A 15,079-nucleotide genomic window follows, 5' to 3' on the forward strand; every position below is an offset into this window, starting at 1 on the left:
CGATGGGGATCGCATTTGTCACTGGCGCCACCGGTCAGGACGGGTCGTACCTCTGTGAGGCGCTCGCCCGCGAAGGCGCCGAGGTGCACGCCCTCGTGCGCCGGGGCCCGGGCGGCGCGCAGGACCCGGGGCTCGATGAACTGCTGACGTGGGTGCCGGGCCTGATCGTCCACGAGGGGGATCTCGCGGACGCGGCGACGGTCGACCGGCTGGTGGCCGAGATCGCTCCGGACGAGATCTACAACCTCGCGGGGATCTCGTCGGTTGCGTACTCGTGGGCGCACCCGGTCACCACCGGCATCGTCTCGGGCGTGGCCGTCGCCTCGGTGCTGCACTCCGCATGGCTGCTGCAGGAGCGCACCGGTAGGACCGTGCGCGTTCTCCAGGCCTCGAGCGCGGAAATCTTCGGAGACGCACCGGAAAGCCCGCAGACGGAGGCGACCCCCGTCAGACCCCGGTCGCCGTACGGCGCGGCGAAGGCGTACGCGCACCACATGGTGGGCGTCTATCGCGCTCGCGAGCTGCACGCGTCGGCCGCGATCCTGTACAACCATGAGTCGCCGCGCCGGCCCGAGGCGTTCGTGACGCGGAAGATCACGCGAGGCGCGGCGAGGATCGCGGCCGGGCTTGACACAGTGCTCACCCTCGGAACGCTCGACGTCACCCGGGACTGGGGCTGGGCGCCCGACTACGTGCAGGCCATGACCTCGATCGTCCGGCACGAGGCGGCGGATGACTTCGTGATCGCGACCGGGGTCGGTCATACCGTGGCGGACTTCGTCCGGGTCGCGTTCGCGCGGGTTGGCATCGAGGACTGGCAAGCCCACGTGCGGACGGATCCTGCCTTCGTCCGGCCCGCGGACGCGGCGATCCAACTGGGAGACGCGAGCAAGGCCAGGCGTGAGCTCGGCTGGAGCCCGTCCACCGCGTTCGAGCAGATCGTGGCGTCGATGGTCGACCACGACGTCGAGCTCATCGCCGACGGCGGCCGCGGGACGCCTGCGTGAAGCAGTCTGCCGTTGAGGTGGGCGCCGAGTCGGGCCGCTCGGGGAGGCAAGCAGTCGGCAGCGCCGGGAGACCCCTCGCCAGCGGCGCGGCGCGCCGATCCGGCGGGTCGCTCCCATGGTGGCGGTCCGAGCCCGTTCTGTATCTGCTCAGCGCGGTCGGCTCCGCGCTCGCCACCGTGGGCGCGCTCCAGCTGTGGCGAGCGGACCTGCGTGTGCCGTTCGTCTACTGGGGCGACGCCGTCGCGATCGCCGCGCACTTCAAGACGGTGCTGGAGACCGGCTGGTACGAGTTCCAGCCGCTGCTGGGCGCGCCGACCGGCCAGATCTATCACGATTTCCCGACGGCGGACAATCTCAACTTCGTCGCAGCGCGGGTGCTCGGCTGGTTCACGACGGACTTCGCGACCGCGATGAACGTCTACTACCTCGCGGGCTTCGTCCTCGCGGCCCTCACGATGACTTGGTTCCTGCGCGTGTGCGGCGTGTCCAGGATGTTCACGGTCGTCATGGCGGTGCTGTTCTCGATCGCCCCGTATCACTTCGCCCGCGGCGAGGGTCACCTGTGGCTGGCCTCGTACTATGCGATCCCGCTCGCCCTCGTCGTCGTCCTGCGAGCCCTGCGGGGCGAGCGGCTGTGGGGAGCCCGCGACGGGTTGCCTCGCGCTGTGGGTCTACTGACGGGGCGGGGTGCGAGCACCGCGCTGTCCGTCGCGCTCGTCGCCACGGCGTCGTCGTACTACGCGATCTTCATCGTCATCCTGCTCGCGACGGCCGGCATCGCCGCCTGGTGGCGCGACCGTGACATCCGGAGGTTCCTGGGCGCCGCGACCGCCGGAGTGCTCCTCGTGCTCGTGGTCGCCGCCAACATGGCGCCGGACCTGCTCTACACGATGCAGCACGGGGACAACACGGAAGGCCTCGTCCGAAACCAGGGCGAGGTCGAGATCTACGCGCTGAAGCTGTCCCAGCTGTTGCTGCCCGTGCCCGGGCACCGCATCGCCTTCCTGGCCCAGATCCGGAGCTACTACGACTCCGAGTACCCCCTGATCTCTGAAAACCCTGCCTTGGGAGCCGTCGCCGCGTTCGGCCTCGCCTGCGCGCTTGTTCTGGCCGTCCTGGCGATCACCCGGGCACGCAGGGTCGACCGGCTCCGCGTCGACCAGCATGAGCGGACGAAGACGCTCGCTGAGCTGTCCATGCTCACCCTGGTCGCGCTGCTGTGCTCGACCGTCGGCGGGCTGGCGAGCCTGCTCTCGTTCTTGACCTCGGACCTTCGCGGGTGGAACCGCATGTCGATCGTCATCGCTGCGCTCTGCCTGGCCATCGCCGGCCTCGTGCTGGACGCCTGGCTCGTCAGTGCGCTCCGCGCGCGCCAGGCGAGCCACCTGCGGGTTCGGCTCGTGGCGGGCACTGTCGCGATCGTCGTCCTCGCGGGCGGCACGTTCGACCAGGTGACCCCGGGCGCGGTGCCGGACTACGCCGGCTCGGCCGCCGCGTACGCGAAGGACGAAACCTGGATCGCGAGCGTCGAGGACGCGCTTCCGACGGACGCGATGGTGTTTCAGCTCCCCTACGCCGGCTATCCGGAGACGGGACCGGTCAACGGCGTCTACGACACCGAACAGCTCAAGCCGTACCTCCACTCCGCGGCACTGCGCTGGTCTGCGGGCGGGATCAAGGGGCGGGCGACGAGCGATTGGCCGCGCGCGGCCGCGCAGCTCCCCGCCTCGGACATGGTGTCGGCGCTGGCCGCCGAAGGATTCGCCGCGATCATGGTGGACCGCACCGCTCTGGGGCTCGCGGCGCCCGATCTCGAGGCCGGGCTCGTGGCCAACGCGGGCGACCCGATCCTGCAGAGCGCTGATGCGCGTTACGCGCTGTACTCGCTGCTCGACGAGGGTGCATCCGTTCGGGCACTGAACTCGTCGGCCGACGTGGACCGGGTAGCCCAGGCTCTGGTGGGCCCGGTCATGGCGTACCCGGCCCCGACGATGACGGTCGTGGCCAGCACGGGCGCGGCGGACTCGAGCGGCGTCGCGCTTCCGGTCGTGTGGGTATCGACCGCCGCGGGTGGATCGCTGACGCTCGACAACCCCCGTGGTGCACCCGTGCAGATCGAGCTGCACGCGGAGCTGTCGCCCACACCAGGAGTCGGGCAGGAGAAGGTCTCCGAGGTGGGGGTCGCCGTCGCCGGCGTGACGCTCCGGGAACCGATCGTGGCGGGAGCCGGCGCGCTTGACCTCACCTTGATGCTCCCGGCGGGTCGCTCAGTGCTGCAGCTGGACGCCGCCGCAAGCGTCACGGTGACCGGCTTCCAGGTGACCGAGCTCGGTCTGCCTGTGCTCAGGCGCTAAGGCCCGCGCGATCGGCGGCGGCGCGGTACGCCGCCGTCGTCTCAGCGGCGCACCGTTGCCAGGTGAACGCCGCGGCCTGCACTCGGGCGTTCGCGGCGAGCGCGTCATGTCGGTCGGTGGCCGCGCTGATGATCGCTCGAGCGAGTTCGACCGGGTCGGCCGCGTCGGCGAGGAGCGCCCCGGTGCCACAGATCTCGGCCATCGCCGTGCCACGAGAGGTTACAACTGGCACCCCATGGCTCATCGCCTCCAGCACCGGCAGCCCGAATCCTTCCCAGTGGGACGGAAAGCAGAACACCGAGGCGCCAGCGTAGCCAGCGTGCAGGTCACTCTCGCTGAGGATGCCGAGGCGGTGCACCCGGGCGGCGGGAAGGGCAGCGGCGGCCTGTGCGAGTCGCGCGGAGGCGTCTCCCCAGCCGACGGGGCCGGCGAGCACCAGGTCGAGCTCGTTGCCGGAGGCGACGACGAGCGCGTAGGCAGCGAGCAGGCCCTCGAGGTTCTTGCGCGGCTCGGCCGTGCCGCACCAGAACACGTACGGCCGGACCAGGTTGTGTCGAGCCCGAAAGGCACGGACCGCGGTCACCGGCACGTCGGGGACCGTCGCGCCGTGGTGCACGACCCGCACCCGCTCAGGTTCGATGCCGGCGCGCAAGCAGTCGGCGCGCGTCGCCTCGGACACGGCGATCACCATGTCGGCCTCCCGGCGGACGATGTCGAGCGCCCGCCGGAAGAACGCGTTGCCGCGCGCGGTGAAGTGGGCTGGTTCGCGCAAGAAGGCGAGGTCGTGCACCGTCACCACCAGCGGGGCGGTCCGCGGCGGGATGGCCCAGGTCGTGGCGTGCAGTACGTCGATGTGCTCGGCTCGCGGCGCAGCCCGCGGGAACCGCAGCGTGTTCCACGATTCGTACAGCGCGACCCGTGGCAGGCGGGACAGGTGCAGCCTCAGGTCGCTCGGCAGGCCCCACGGGTCGGGTGGCGCGGAGGGGTGCCGTGCCCCGACCCCGAGCAGGGTGATGTCGTCACGGAGCGCGAGGGCCTCCGTCAGCTCGCGGATGTAGGTGCCCGAGCCGCCCGGAGACGGTTGCCACAGCTGTTCGACGGTCACTGCGACCGACAGGGTCGTGTTGGGGCGAGTGCTCACGTGGTGCAACCTACGCGAGCGGCGCCGGGGATTGACGCGGGCCGCGGCCTCGCTCGAGCACGGGTCAGGCGAGGACGTCGTATGCGACTCCCTCGTACGCCCAGTTCGGGTCGGCGGTGCGCAACAGGTGCGCCTCGCTCGGGTCGGCGGTGTAGAAGTGCTTGCCGAATCTGGAGCTCCAGAACCGGAACAACGGTTCGGTGCCGGTTGCGGGTGCGGCCGGCGCACAGTACGCGACGCCTTCGTACGCCCAGTGGGAGTCGCCAGCGCGGAGGGTGTCCTTCTCGACGCCGTCGGCAGTGAAGAAGTGAGACTGGAATCGCTGCGAGTAGAACCGGTAGACCGGGGTCAGCTCAGTCGTGGAGCAGACCTGCCCCTCGGGGGCGTAGGCGCTGAAGGCGAGACTCTCGTACGACCAGTTCGCGTCGTTGTCGAAGAGGTTCTCGGCCTCGGTCGGGTCGGCGGTGAAGAAGTGCGCGTTGCTGAAGGCTTCGCTCCAGAACCGTTGCACCGTGACGATCGGCAGCGGCAGGCCGGTCACGGGGCCGGCACTGACGGCGCGGCTCGGACCGAACGGGTTCGAGTCCGCGAAGTCGAACGAGGCCCCGGAGTTCAGGTCGATGACGTGGTAGAGGCTCACGGCTGCGGGGTCGCCCAGGCACCCGGCGCTCACCGACATCTCCACCGAGTGCCTGGCGGCCGAGTAGGTGACGGTGACGGGACAACCGGGTATCGCGCCGCCGTCGGACGACGAGGTCGTCGTGAGGATGGCTGACGGGCTTCCGGCACCCTTGAAGAGGACGAATCCTTCGTAGACGCTGTCGCCAGCAACCAGGACCGTGGTGAATTCGGCGGCATCGAGTGCGGCCTGGTCCCACCCCTGGAAGTACACCGTGGAGGTCGCCGCCGCGGCGTCGAGGCTGACCTGGTACCGCACGATGTCGAGCGCCGGTGTCGTGCCGGCCTCGGCCACCGGGTCGAGCAGGATCTCGGTGTCGGCCGCGGCCGTGGTCGCTGCCAGCCCGACGGCGATCGCCGCCGCCGTTAGCATCGCGAGGCACCGTGCCCCGCGGCCAGGCGCCCGGCGCGACGCGGCTCGACCACGGTGGAGGTCGGTCGAGGGGTCTGACATCAGGGCTCCCGAGAGACGATGGAGGAACGTGAAGAATCGACAGCCTTGCCGAACCCGGATTCATAGCCTACGCCGGTTCTTTTGCGCAGGCGCGGGAAAGGGCCATCCGGTGAGCGGGAGTGTCGGGTTGCAATGGGCGTGACACGTGCTCGAATTGATGAGAATGCATGCCATTTCCGACATTCTCGCGGCAGCGCCCTGCGCTATCGTGGGGCTCATGATGATTCCCGCGAGCCTTTCACGGTCGGCACGGGCCGTGCTTGGTGCTGCCGTCGTGTCGACGCTCGGAGTGTCCGGGGCCGCGGCCGTTGCCCCGACCACGCCACCGGCGGCGCAGGCGAAGTCGGTGTCGGTCCGCGCGCCAGCGACGTATCCGCTGACGGGTACGACCGCCGCCGCGACGGCGGCCGAGATCGCCGCGTGCTCGACGGACCAGGCGAGCACGGTCAGGGACCCGCAGGCTCAGATCTACTACTTCAAGCGAGGTCAGGTCTGGTATGTGTCGTCGGGCGCAGAGGGGACGGCCGGCTTCTGCTTCATCTTCGGCAATCCCGGCGACATCGGCGTCATCGGGCAGTGGGGTGTGAACGGCAAGAACTATGCGACCCCGGGGGTCTTTCGGCCGTCGACGGGGGAGTGGTTCTTCAGCGGGACTGAGTTCGGCGGCACGGCGGCCGGCACGCGAACGCTCGGTGGCCCTGGAGACATCCCGGTGGTGGGCGACTGGAACAGCGACGGCGTCTCCGACCTGGGGGTCGTGCGGGGAACGACGTGGTATCTGCAGACCGACCCGACGAGCACGGTCGCTCAGGGCACGAGAAATGTCGGAAACGCCGGCGACATCCCGCTGGGCTCGGAGATCAGCTACACCAACGCGGGCCCGTCCCTCGTGCTCAATCTGTATCGCCCAGGCAACGCCACGTTCTACAGGGTGGGAGATCTGTTTCCGATGACCGCCTGGATCACCGCGGGTCTCGGCGATCTGCCGGCCGCGCCGGCGCAGGTAGCCAGCATGCGTTCCACCAACTCCCCGTCGGGGCCGACTGTCTTCCGCCCGTCAACCGCACACCTGTTCGCGAGCAGCTACTTCGCGGCAACCCTCAGCTTCAGCGTGACCGGAGCCGCGATCGGACAGGCCGGCGACCAGGTGCTCAAGGTAGGGGTCATCTGTGACGGCTGGGGCGGCTGCCCCTACCCGTGATCGACGCGCGCGGCCTTCGCTCGGTGTGAGCACGGCAACCGCACGCTCTCCCGTGTCGCGGGGTGAGCGTGCGGTCGTCTCGTGCGCGTGGAGGGAGGACCTAACGGAACAGCAGCGCCTTGTCGCCGCTTCCGCCGAAGCTGAACGAGCCCTCGGCGGTGCCGTGATCGAAGAAGTTGCTCAGGTACCACATGCCGTTCCTGAAGACCCCGAGCGTGTCCGTGCCGTCACGGTTCCAGTCGCCGGCGACCGGCTGGTCGCCGCGACTGCCGAAGCCGAACACCCCGTCGGCATACCCGCGGTCGAAGAAGTTCGTCAGGTACCAGAAGCCCCCGCGGAAGACTCCGAGGGTGTCGGTGCCGTCGTTGTTCCAGTCCCCGACGACGGGTTCGTCACCAGCCTGCCCGTACCGGAAGTTGCCCTCGCCCGCGCCGGAGGTGTTGCTGTTGCGGACGTACCACATGCCGGCGCGAAACACCCCGATGGTTTCGACGCCGTCGTTGTTCCAGTCCCCGACCACGGGCACGTCGCCCGGGGACCCGAAGGCGAAGGCGATGTCAGCGCCGCCAGGGCTGTTGCTGTTGCGGAGGTACCAGACCCCGTTGCGGAAGACGCCCGGGGTCTTGGTGCCGTCACCGTTCCAGTCGCCCATGACGGCCGAGTCCCCCGGGTTGCCGAACGTGAACCAGCCGTCGGCATTGCCGCTGGAGTAGCTGGCGCGCAGCCGGAAGAAGCCGGCACGGAAGGTCCCTGGACTCTCGACGGGCTGCGCTCCGATCGATTGGGAGTTGCTGGCGGCAGCATCCCGTGCCATCGCGCGAATGCTCGGGAGCGCGTTCCATCCGCCCTGGCCGGGGCAGGCGGTGTACGCCGTGTCGCGGTGCCCGAAGACTCGGGGAAGGACGACGTCCTGGTTCGTGTAGCGCGAGTTCTCACCTGCGCCCGTGCGATACGTCATCGTGCTCTGGGGGTCAACTCCATAGGCGCCGAGACGCCAGCCGATGATCCGTGCGACGGCGGACTGGGTCGCGGCCGACGGCGCCGCGTCGAAGGTCCCGAGCATCGCGACGCCGACGGTGGCGGTGTTGAAGCCGCCGGTGTGGACCCCGATCACCGGCTGGGTCAAGCTGTTCGCCCGACCCTCGTAGATGTTTCCCCACTTGTCGACGACGAAGTTGTACCCGATGTCGCACCAGCCGCGAGAGCTGATGTGGTACTGCGCATCGTTCCGGATCTGTTGCATCGCCTGGGCGACCGTGGAGTAGGCGTTGCTGCCCGCGGTGTGGTGGACGACAGCGCCGACGAGGGTCGAGGCGACGTCGGGCGTGCAGATCTGGGCCGGGGCACCCCAGTCGGCGCGCGAGTAGACGGCGGGCGCCGCGCCCGCAGCGGTGGCGACGCCCGTCGAGTAGCTCGCGTTGCGGATGCTCGCCGTCGACGTTGCTGCGGAGCCCACCACGGACCCCGCGGTCGTGGTCGTGGTCGCGTTCGAGCCGATCAGTGCGAACTTCATGCCGTCGGGGCCTCCCTCTGGCGTTGCGGCGAAGCTCAGCTGGACAGCGTCGACGTCGCCGATCGCCAGCGGATCGGTCCCACCCCGGACGGCGTTCCGAGCATCGGCCGTGCCGGCGTCTGGCGCGATATCACCCGGCTCGAGATCGAGCCACGGCGACCAGACACCGTCCGTGCTCGTGCGGACTTGACCCTCGAGATCCGCGACGGCCGCTCCTTCGGGCCAGGTGACGCCCACAGTCTGAAAACCTGTCGCGTCGACAACCTCGCTCGTCACACGGCCGGGAGCCGACAACTCGTCCGCCACGACCTCGAGCGGGAGTGGCTCGACCGCGGGAATGGTCGCGTCCGCGGCGCCTGCCACCGCCTCGTCGACCGGCGGGACGACGATCGGGATGTCGGCCTGCGCGATCGGTTCCGCATCCGAACCCTCGGCGGTCTTGACACCGGAGGCGGCCGCGGCGAGGGCGTTGGTGGTGACACCCCTGACCGCCTGCGCGCTCCCAGCATCCTCGCTGGCCGTGCCCGCCGGGTATGCGAGCCCGGTGAGCGCCAGCAGCGCCGCGAGAGCGAATTGCATGTACATGGTGATCCTGACCTTCGGGGGGCTGAGCCTCAGTCGTCACTCGGCGCCGGCGGCTGCCCTTCGCCGACACGCTCTTTCGTTGATGCTACGTTGAGGCCGTCTCGAGTACGAGGAGCCCAAAGCAATGTACCGGGGTCGAATGCCGACCATGGCGGCGCCGCTCCGCGCGGATACATCCGATCGCATTCCAAGGCCCGCCGGCAAGTAATGATCGAGAACCGGCCAAAACCACCCATTGTTACCGTTTTACCCGTTGGCGCGAGCGCCGGGTCGCGCCCGTAAGGAATGATGAGATCATGCGCGTGCTCCTCGATGCCACGGCCGTCCCGTCCGATCGCGGCGGTGTTGGGCGCTACGTGGACGAACTCCTGCCCGCGCTCGCGCGCCAAGGCGTCGATCTCGTGGTGGCCTGCCAAGCGCATGACGCCGCGGCGACGTCAGCGCTGGTGCCGGGGGCCGAGGTCGTGCCCGCACCCGCCGCGATCGAGCGCCGGGCCGTGCGGCTTGCCTGGGAGCAGGTGCTGCTGCCGAAGCTCGTGCGGGCTACCCGCCCCGACGTGCTGCACAGCCCGCACTACACCATGCCCTCGCTCGCAGGCGTCCCCGTCGTCGTGACCCTGCACGACGCGACGTTCTTCAGCCACCCCGAGCTGCACACGCCGGTCAAGGCGCGGTTCTTCCGGTCCGCGATCCGCGTGGCGGTCCGCCGCGCCGCCGGCCTTGTCGTGCCCTCGGGAGCGACCCGCGACGAGGTCCGGCGCTTTGTGGGCGGGCGGCCCGACAAGTTTGCGGTTGCCTACCACGGCGTCGATGCGAGCGTCTTTCACCCCGCCGCGCCCGAAGCCCAGGCCCGGATACGTGCCCGCCTCGGGCTCGGCGACCTGCCATATGTCGGGTTCCTTGGGACGCTCGAGCCACGAAAGAACGTCCCCGCGCTCATCCGCGGCTGGGTCCGAGCGGTCGAACGGAGCGCCGAGCCGCCTGCCCTGGTGCTGGTCGGCGGCCGAGGGTGGGACACCGAGGTAGAACCTGCGATCGCGGCCGTCCCGCGCGGCCTCACCGTGATTCGGCCCGGCTACCTGGCGCTCGCTGACCTGCCCGGGTTTCTTTCCGGAGCGCGGGTGCTCGCCTATCCAAGCCTCGGTGAGGGGTTCGGGCTGCCCGTCCTCGAGGCGATGGCCTGCGGGGCTGCCGTCCTCACCACCCGAGAGCTTTCGCTCCCCGAGGTGGGCGGAGATGCCGTGGCCTACTGCGGTACCGATGACGGGAGCATCGCTGCAGCGCTGGCGAACCTACTGGCGGAGCCCGAGCGGCGCGCCGAACTTTCCGCGGCGGCGATCACGCGCGCGGCAGGTTTCACTTGGGACGCTGCTGCAGCGGTGCACCTCGCGGCCTACGTCAAGGCGCTGAGCGCCTGACCCGGACGCTCACGCAGGGAGCGTCCCGAGATACGTCTGGACGGCGTCGTAGTGGGGAAGCAGGTCCTGGGCGACCGCCTCCGCCAGGGTGGGCGCCGCGAGGTCCTTGGCTGACAGCTGCGGAGCCATCGGGCTCCCGTCCCGCGCGGTCGTCGGCCAGGCGATCGCGACCTCGGCGTCGAGTGGGTGGATCCCATGCTCGCGGCCGGGGGAGTAGCCGGTGGAGCAGAGGTACAGCACCGTCGAGTCGTCCTCGAGCGACATAAAGGCGTGCCCGAGGCCTTCGCTCAGGTAGATAGCGCGCCGATCGACGTCGTCGAGCAGCACTGAATCCCACTGCCCGAACGTCGGAGATCCGACGCGGATGTCAACAACGACGTCGAGCACGGCGCCCTTGGCGCAGGTCACGTACTTGGCCTGCCCCGGGGGCACGTCGGCGAAGTGAATCCCGCGCAGCACGCCTGCCGCCGAGACCGAGCAGTTGGCCTGCTGCAGGTCGAACCGATGCCCGATCGCCGCTCGCAGGGGGTCGCCCTGGAAGACCTCCAGGAAGACCCCGCGTGGGTCGCCGTGCTGCTTGGGGGTCACCTCCCAGGCGCCGGGGACGGAGAGCTTGCGGAACGTCATGGGGGGCCTTTCGGAGGGAACTTGAGCCGGTTCAGCGTACCGGCGACCTTAGACTGTCTCGCTCGCGGGACTCTTCGCGGGCGTCGAGTCAGGAGTCGCAGATGCGCTGGTTGGTAGTCGGTGCGAGCGGGATGCTCGGCCAGGATGTCGCGAGCACGCTCACCGTGCGCGGTCACGACGTGCGCACGACGGGCCGCAGCGTCCTCGACGGCGACGCCCTGAACGGACACCGTGCCCTCGACATCACCGACGCCGACGCGTGCCTCGCCGCCGCGGCGGGCGCCGACGTCGTCATGAACTGCGCGGCGTACACCGCGGTGGACGCGGCCGAGACGGACGAGGCCGCCGCGTTCGCGGTCAACGCCGTCGGCGCCGCGAACCTCGCGCGCGCGGCTCGGCGCGCGGGCGCGCGCCTGGTGCAGATCTCCACCGACTACGTGTTCGACGGCGGGGCGAGCACGCCCTACGCGGCGGACGCTGCGCTTGCCCCCCGGTCCGCCTACGGCCGGACGAAAGCTGCGGGCGAGTGGGCCGTGCGCGCGGAGGCGTCCGACGTGCTCGTCGTGCGCACCGCGTGGCTCTACGGCGCCGGCGGGCGCTGCTTCCCGAAGACCATCGCCCGGGTCGCGGCCGAGCGCGGCGGGCTTGACGTGGTCGCCGACCAGGTCGGTCAGCCGACCTGGACGATGGACCTCGCGGACCTCGTCGTGCGGCTCGTCGAGGCGAACGTGCCGGGCGGGACCTACCACGGCACGTCATCCGGGCAGGCCTCCTGGCACGAGTTCGCGCGCGAGGTCGTCGCGGCGGCCGGGCTCGACCCGCAGATCGTGCGGACGACGACGAGCGCGGCCTACGTGGCCCCCGCGCCGCGGCCCGACTACTCCGTGCTCGGTCACGGCTCGCTCGAGGCGGCCGGCGTGACCCCGATCGGCCCGTGGCGCGACCGGTGGGCGGCGGCGTCGGCCGCGGTGCTGGCCCCGGCGGTCGAGGCGCGCTGACCGTCAAGCGCACTTCCGGCCGCCGGCGCGCCGGCGGCCGCGGCGGTCAGGGGTTCTCGAGGAGCCCGAGCAGGTAGGTGCCGTAGCCGGACTTGACGAGCTTCTCGGCCCGCGTGCGCAGCTCGTCGTCGGTCAGGAAGCCGCGTCGCCAGGCGACCTCCTCCGGGGACCCGATCTTCAGGCCCTGGCGCCGCTCGACGGTGCGCACGTAGTCGGACGCCTCGAGGAGCGAGTCGAACGTGCCGGTGTCCAGCCACGCCGTCCCGCGGGGCAGCACCTCGACCTGCAGGCGACCCTGCTCGAGGTACACGCGGTTGACGTCGGTGATCTCGTACTCGCCGCGCGCCGAGGGCTTGAGGTCCTTCGCGATCGCCACGACGTCGTTGTCGTAGAAGTAGAGCCCGGGCACCGCGTAGTTGCTCTTCGGGTGCGCCGGCTTCTCCTCCAGCGACAGCGCGCGGCCGGTCTGGTCGAACTCGACGACGCCGTAGGCCGTGGCGTCCGCGACCCGGTAGGCGAACACGGCGGCCCCGTCGATGCGCTCGAAGCGCGAGAGCTGGGAGCCGAGCCGGGGTCCGTAGAAGATGTTGTCGCCGAGCACGAGCGACGCGGCGTCGTTGCCCACGAAGTCGGCGCCGAGCACGAACGCCTGCGCGAGCCCGTTGGGCTCGGCCTGCACGGTGTAGCTGATCGAGACCCCGAACTGGGAGCCGTCGCCGAGCAGCCGGCGGAACTGGTCCGCCTCGTGGGGCGTGGTGATGACGAGGACGTCCCGGATGCCCGCGAGGATCAGCGTCGACAGCGGGTAGTAGATCATCGGTTTGTCGTACACCGGCACGAGCTGCTTGCTGACGCCGAGAGTGATCGGGTGGAGCCGGGTGCCCGAGCCGCCGGCCAAGATGATTCCGCGCATGGTCCAACAGTCTGTCGCACTGCCGCCGGGATTTTCGCCAAACCGCCGACATCTGGGCGTTCGTGCGAATCTGTGTGGGCGCGAACCGTGCATTCGTTACCATCGGGGCATCCAGCTCCCGACGATCGAGGATCCCGTGATCAGACTTGCCAACCCCGCCCAGCACTATGCCTGGGGTTCGGTGACGGCGATCCCGGAGCTGTTGGGGTTGCCGGCGGCGACGGAGCCGCTCGCCGAGTCGTGGCTCGGCGCGCACCCGAGCGCGCCCTCGGTCGTCCGGACCGAGCACGGCTCCGCGGGGCTGGACTCGTGGCTCGCCGCGGACGCCGAGGGCCTGCTCGGCGCCGACGTCGTCGCCCGGTTCGGGCCGTCGCTGCCCTACCTGCTCAAGGTCATCGCGGCTGAGACGCCGCTCTCGCTGCAGGTCCACCCGACCGCCGAGCAGGCGGCGGTGGGCTTCGCGGCCGAGGAGGACGCCGGCGTCCCGATCACGGCGGTGCACCGCAACTATCGCGACCGCAACCACAAGCCCGAGCTGCTCTACGCCCTCACTCCGTTCGAGGCCCTGTGCGGTTTTCGTGCGCCGCGGCGCGCCGCGGAGCTGCTCGCCGACCTCGACGCGCCGCTGGCCAAGCAGCTGCACGACGTGCTCACGACGCAGCCGTCCTTCGAGGGGATCCGCGCCGCCTTCACGCAGCTGCTGCAGGCGCACACCCGCCCGAGCGCCGACGCCGTGCACGAGGTCACCGACGCCTGCGCCGCGCGCCTCGCCGCGGGCTCGTCCTCGCCCCGCGCCGACCGCACGGTCGTGCTCCTCGCGCAGCAGTACCCCGGCGACCCCGGGGTGGTGACCTCGCTGCTGCTCAACCCGGTCACGCTCCAGCCCGGCGACGCGATGTTCGTCCCGGCCGGCGGCGTGCACGCCTACCTGCACGGGCTCGGCATCGAGATCATGGCGAGCTCCGACAACGTGCTGCGCGCGGGGCTGACCACCAAGCACATCGACGTCGACGAGCTGCTCCGCAACGTCGACTACGTCGCTGCCCCCCCGATCCGGATCGCCCCGGAGATCTTCCACCGCGCCACCCGGGTGTTCTACGCGCCGGTGGACGACTTCGAGCTCTCGGTCACCTCGATCGACGACGCGGTCGTGCACCCGTTGCCGGGCCGCGGCCCGCGCATCCTGCTGTGCCTGGCGGGCGAGCTCGAGATCCGGACCGCCCGCGGGTCGGTCGTCAAGCTGCTGCGCGGCGAGTCGATCTTCGCGCCGGCCTCCGACGGCGACCTCACCGTCCAGGGGTCGGGGACCGTCGTTCAGGCCGACGTGCCCTGATCGATCCGCTCGCTCGCGACCAGCCGGGCGAGCCGCTGCGGGTCCTGGGCCAGCTCGGCCGCGGGCTCGGCGCCGACGAGCACGACCGACCCGGCCCCGGCGAGCACGCCCGTGACCGTGCGCAGCATCGCCGCGACGTCGTCGTCGCGCCCGGCGCCGGCCGGCACGAGCGTGCGCGCGCCCGGGCTCGCCGTCGTCGCGAGCGACCACGGCACGAGCTCCGCGTGCGAGATCACGCCGCCGGCACCGTCCAGCGCGGATGCGCTCGCCTCGACCGGCGGCGCCCAGCCGACGACGTCGCCATAGGTCATGACGGCGCCCGCCGCGTCGATGGTGCCGGGCGGCATCGGCCCGGCGAACCGCCGCGCGAGCCCGGGCAGGGCGACTGCGACGAGCTGCGCCGCGCCGGCGTGGCGGTCGGGCCGATCCGTGACGACCACGTCGCAGTCCGCGGCGCCCGGCCCGAGCACGACGCACGCCCCGCAGCGCCACGCCGCGAACGCCCACACCGCGGTGCGCCAGTGCGCTGGCAGGTCGAGCCCGACGCGGACGCCGGGGGCGCCGTCGAACTCCTCAACCAGGAGGTTCGTGGTCTTGGACACCCAGTTCGCGAGCACCGCGCCCGAGAGCTCGATGCGCTCGCCAGCGCCCCCATACCAGGTCAAACGGGGACGACCCGGGTCGGCGGTCAGCAGCGCAAGGATCTCGGCCACGCGGGAGGGCTGGTTCACCCCGCAAGACTAGGCGGGCAGGTCACTCGGCGATTCCCGGACGCATACCCGCGCTTACCACCCGTGGGCTTGACTAACGCGAACGACACGCGTGTAATTCCCCTAGCGCGTTTTCTATCCCAGGCC

General features: G+C 70.8%; 12 protein-coding genes. 6 read left to right on the top strand and 6 right to left on the bottom strand.

Going from position 1 to position 15,079, the window contains the following annotated elements; all coding sequences use genetic code 11:
• The first annotated feature begins 2 nt into the window (after positions 1-2).
• Both J4E96_RS04380 and J4E96_RS04385 read left to right on the top strand, forming a co-directional pair.
• Positions 3-1,007, top strand: coding sequence for a GDP-mannose 4,6-dehydratase (locus J4E96_RS04380; protein ID WP_227424568.1), 1,005 nt, complete (start codon positions 3-5; stop codon positions 1,005-1,007).
• Positions 1,004-3,361, top strand: a complete 2,358-nt coding sequence (locus tag J4E96_RS04385) for a glycosyltransferase family protein (RefSeq protein ID WP_227424569.1) — start codon at positions 1,004-1,006, stop codon at positions 3,359-3,361. Before J4E96_RS04380 ends, J4E96_RS04385 begins: the two co-directional genes overlap by 4 nt.
• On the opposite strand, the gene J4E96_RS04390 is transcribed toward J4E96_RS04385, so the two are convergent.
• Together J4E96_RS04390 and J4E96_RS04395 are read right to left on the bottom strand one after the other, a co-directional pair.
• Complete coding sequence (locus J4E96_RS04390) at positions 3,351-4,502, bottom strand: glycosyltransferase family 4 protein (protein WP_227424570.1); 1,152 nt, start codon at positions 4,500-4,502, stop codon at positions 3,351-3,353. The genes J4E96_RS04385 and J4E96_RS04390 overlap by 11 nt on opposite strands.
• A gap of 64 nt (positions 4,503-4,566) precedes the next feature.
• Positions 4,567-5,553 (bottom strand): hypothetical protein, encoded by a 987-nt coding sequence (locus J4E96_RS04395; RefSeq protein WP_227424571.1) that lies wholly within the window; start codon positions 5,551-5,553, stop codon positions 4,567-4,569.
• Between the two features lie 226 nt (positions 5,554-5,779).
• Between J4E96_RS04395 and J4E96_RS04400 the strand changes: the two genes are divergently transcribed.
• On the top strand, positions 5,780-6,835 hold the full coding sequence (locus J4E96_RS04400) for a hypothetical protein (RefSeq protein WP_227424572.1): 1,056 nt from the start codon (positions 5,780-5,782) through the stop codon (positions 6,833-6,835).
• A 100-nt stretch (positions 6,836-6,935) separates the two neighbouring features.
• Here J4E96_RS04400 and J4E96_RS04405 read toward each other — a convergent pair whose 3' ends face one another.
• Positions 6,936-8,933: a peptidoglycan recognition protein family protein gene (locus J4E96_RS04405; protein WP_227424573.1), complete on the bottom strand. Its 1,998-nt coding sequence runs from the start codon at positions 8,931-8,933 to the stop codon at positions 6,936-6,938.
• Between the two features lie 296 nt (positions 8,934-9,229).
• Between J4E96_RS04405 and J4E96_RS04410 the strand changes: the two genes are divergently transcribed.
• Positions 9,230-10,351, top strand: a complete 1,122-nt coding sequence (locus J4E96_RS04410; protein WP_227424574.1) for a glycosyltransferase family 4 protein — start codon at positions 9,230-9,232, stop codon at positions 10,349-10,351.
• 9 nt (positions 10,352-10,360) lie between these two features.
• Here J4E96_RS04410 and J4E96_RS04415 read toward each other — a convergent pair whose 3' ends face one another.
• Complete coding sequence (locus J4E96_RS04415) at positions 10,361-10,978, bottom strand: dTDP-4-dehydrorhamnose 3,5-epimerase family protein (protein ID WP_227424575.1); 618 nt, start codon at positions 10,976-10,978, stop codon at positions 10,361-10,363.
• Positions 10,979-11,079: 101 nt separating this feature from the next.
• Here J4E96_RS04415 and rfbD point away from each other — a divergent pair, with 101 nt between their 5' ends.
• Positions 11,080-11,976: a dTDP-4-dehydrorhamnose reductase gene (gene rfbD, locus J4E96_RS04420; protein ID WP_227424576.1), complete on the top strand. Its 897-nt coding sequence runs from the start codon at positions 11,080-11,082 to the stop codon at positions 11,974-11,976.
• Positions 11,977-12,022: 46 nt separating this feature from the next.
• Here rfbD and rfbA read toward each other — a convergent pair whose 3' ends face one another.
• On the bottom strand, positions 12,023-12,889 hold the full coding sequence (rfbA, locus tag J4E96_RS04425; RefSeq protein WP_227424577.1) for a glucose-1-phosphate thymidylyltransferase RfbA: 867 nt from the start codon (positions 12,887-12,889) through the stop codon (positions 12,023-12,025).
• A 136-nt stretch (positions 12,890-13,025) separates the two neighbouring features.
• On the opposite strand from rfbA, the gene manA reads away from it, so the two are divergent.
• Positions 13,026-14,222, top strand: coding sequence for a mannose-6-phosphate isomerase, class I (gene manA / locus J4E96_RS04430; RefSeq protein WP_227424578.1), 1,197 nt, complete (start codon positions 13,026-13,028; stop codon positions 14,220-14,222).
• Here the strand turns inward: manA and J4E96_RS04435 are convergent.
• Positions 14,204-14,953 carry a TIGR03089 family protein gene (locus J4E96_RS04435; protein ID WP_227424579.1) on the bottom strand — a complete coding sequence of 250 codons (750 nt, stop codon included), beginning with the start codon at positions 14,951-14,953 and terminating at the stop codon, positions 14,204-14,206. The two genes, manA and J4E96_RS04435, sit on opposite strands and share 19 nt — an antisense overlap.
• Positions 14,954-15,079 lie beyond the last annotated feature (126 nt).

This window comes from Pengzhenrongella sicca (assembly GCF_017569225.1).
GTDB classification, from domain to species: Bacteria; Actinomycetota; Actinomycetes; order Actinomycetales; family Cellulomonadaceae; genus Pengzhenrongella; species Pengzhenrongella sicca.

What these genes read in the sequence shown, in the direction of transcription:
- rfbA (WP_227424577.1), bottom strand. Translation starts at nt 12,889, where the DNA reads ATGCGCGGAATCATCTTGGCCGGCGGCTCGGGCACCCGGCTCCACCCG.
- J4E96_RS04380 (WP_227424568.1), top strand. Translation starts at nt 3, where the DNA reads ATGGGGATCGCATTTGTCACTGGCGCCACCGGTCAGGACGGGTCGTAC.
- J4E96_RS04405 (WP_227424573.1), bottom strand. Translation starts at nt 8,933, where the DNA reads ATGTACATGCAATTCGCTCTCGCGGCGCTGCTGGCGCTCACCGGGCTC.
- J4E96_RS04410 (WP_227424574.1), top strand. Translation starts at nt 9,230, where the DNA reads ATGCGCGTGCTCCTCGATGCCACGGCCGTCCCGTCCGATCGCGGCGGT.
- J4E96_RS04395 (WP_227424571.1), bottom strand. Translation starts at nt 5,553, where the DNA reads ATGCTAACGGCGGCGGCGATCGCCGTCGGGCTGGCAGCGACCACGGCC.
- rfbD (WP_227424576.1), top strand. Translation starts at nt 11,080, where the DNA reads ATGCGCTGGTTGGTAGTCGGTGCGAGCGGGATGCTCGGCCAGGATGTC.
- J4E96_RS04415 (WP_227424575.1), bottom strand. Translation starts at nt 10,978, where the DNA reads ATGACGTTCCGCAAGCTCTCCGTCCCCGGCGCCTGGGAGGTGACCCCC.